Source organism: Agromyces binzhouensis, assembly GCF_004135055.1.
GTDB classification, from domain to species: domain Bacteria; phylum Actinomycetota; class Actinomycetes; order Actinomycetales; family Microbacteriaceae; genus Agromyces; species Agromyces binzhouensis.
Genome location: NZ_SDPL01000471.1, coordinates 1 through 2,205 on the forward strand (window position 1 = coordinate 1; position 2,205 = coordinate 2,205).

Here is a 2,205-nt window from a genome sequence, read left to right on the forward strand (position 1 = left end):
GCCGCCGCCCGCACCGCCGCCGAAGCCGCCGCGACGGGCGTTCAGGGCGCGCGGCTGCGTGCCGCCGCGACTCGTCGCCATGCCGGGCGACTGCTTCCAGTCGATGAGCTCGTCGGGGATCTCCTGGAGGTAGCGGCTCGGCATCGCGACGGAGACCTCGCCGAACTGCGCGCGGCTCATGGCGAGCGAGAGGTACAGGCGCTTGCGCGCCCGCGTGATGCCGACGTAGAACAGGCGTCGCTCCTCGGCCGGACCGCCGGGTTCGGAGGCCGACATCTGGTGCGGCAGCAGCCCCTCCTCGATCCCGGTGAGGAACACCGCGTGGTACTCCAGGCCCTTCGCGGTGTGCAGGGTCATGAGCGAGACGGTGCCCGACGCGTCGTCGAGCTCGTCGGCGGCCGCGACGAGGGAGACCTGCGTCAGGAAGTCGACGAGGCTCGCCCCCGGGTTCTCGCGGTCAAAGTCCTTCGTCTGGGCGAGCAGCTCCTCGACGTTCTCGGCCCGCGTCTCGTCCTGCGGGTCGCGGCTCGTGCGGAGCGTCTCGACGAGCTTCGACCCCTCGATGAGGAACGCGAGCACGTCGGACACCTTCGACGCGCCCTCGTTCGTGCCCTCGTCGATGCCCTTCTGCGAGGGGACCAGCATCGCTGCGGCCGCGTCGAGCAGGTTCGCGAGGTCGAGGATCGCCTTCGTGACCTTCGGCCCCAGCCCCAGGCCGTCCGCCGCGCGCATCGCCTGCCGGAACGAGAGGTCGTTCTGCTCGGCGAAGCTCGCGATCGCGGTCTCGGTCGCCGGGCCGATGCCGCGCTTCGGCGTGTTCAGGATGCGGCGGATGGCGAGCTCGTCGAGCGGGTTCGCGACGGCGATGAGGTACGCCATCGCGTCCTTGATCTCGGCGCGCTCGTAGAACTTCGTGCCGCCGACCACGCGGTACGGCAGCGCCGACCGCACGAAGATCTCCTCCAGCGCGCGCGTCTGCGCGTTGGTGCGGTAGAACACGGCGATGTCGCGGTAGGCGACGCCCGCACGGTGCAGCGCCTCGATCTCGTCGGCCACGAACTGCGCCTCGTCGTGGGCCGAGTACCCCGTGTAGCCGGTGATCTTGTCGCCGTCGCCGTCGGCCGTCCAGAGCTTCTTGTCCTTGCGGTCGAAGTTGTTCGAGATGACCGCGTTCGCGGCCGAGAGGATGTTCTGCGTCGACCGGTAGTTCTGCTCGAGGAGCACGACCTTCGCGCCCGGGAAGTCGCGCTCGAACTCGACGATGTTGCGGATGTCGGCGCCGCGGAACGCGTAGATCGACTGGTCGGAGTCGCCGACGACCGTGAGGGATGCCCCGGGGATCGCGCCCGTGGCATCCGTCATGCCCCGCACGAGCACGCCGTGCTCGTCGAGCTCGGCGACGACGTCGGGCTCGACCGGCCGGGTGAGTTCGCGGATCAGCGCGTACTGCGCGTGGTTCGTGTCCTGGTACTCGTCGACGAGGATGTGCCGGAACCGCCGCTGGTACAGCGCCGCGACCCTCGGGAACGCGCGGAACAGGTAGACGGTCTCGCTGATGAGGTCGTCGAAGTCGAGCGCGCTCGCGTCGCGCAGCCGCCTGGTGTACTGGCGGAAGATCTCGAGGAACATGACGTCGTTCGGATCGTTCGTGTTGACGTTCCGCGCGTACGTCTCGACGTCGCTCAACTCGTTCTTGAGCTTCGAGATCTTCGCCTGCGCGCTCGCGGGCGTGAAGCCGAGCGTGTCGGCGTCGAGCTCCTTGATGATGCGCTTCAGGATGGTGCGCTGGTCGGCCGAGTCGTAGATCGTGAACGTCGAGCTCAGCCCGATGACCTCGGCCTCGCGGCGGAGGATGCGCACGCACGCCGAGTGGAACGTCGAGATCCACATGCCGCCCGCGGCCTCGCCGAGCAGCGCCTCGACGCGCTCGCGCATCTCGGCGGCGGCCTTGTTCGTGAACGTGATCGCGAGGATCTGGCTCGGCCACGCCTCGCGGCCGTCGATGAGGCTCGCGATGCGGTGCGTGAGCACGCGCGTCTTGCCCGACCCTGCGCCTGCCACGATCAGCAGCGCCTGACCGCGGTACTCGACCGCCTCGCGCTGCTGCGGGTTGAGCCCGGCGGTCAGTCGATCGGATGCCGCGTGGCCGGCGCCGCGGGCCTCGTCGGCGTGCTCGCGGTCGGCCGCGCCGGGCGCCTCGCGCCA

At 69.9% G+C, this 2,205-nt stretch carries 1 protein-coding gene; it reads right to left on the bottom strand.

What is annotated here, in order from left to right; translation table 11 throughout:
* On the bottom strand, window positions 1-2,127 hold a 2,127-nt coding region (locus ESO86_RS15780), incomplete at its 3' end, for an ATP-dependent helicase (protein WP_129235814.1).
* Window positions 2,128-2,205: the final 78 nt, after the last annotated feature.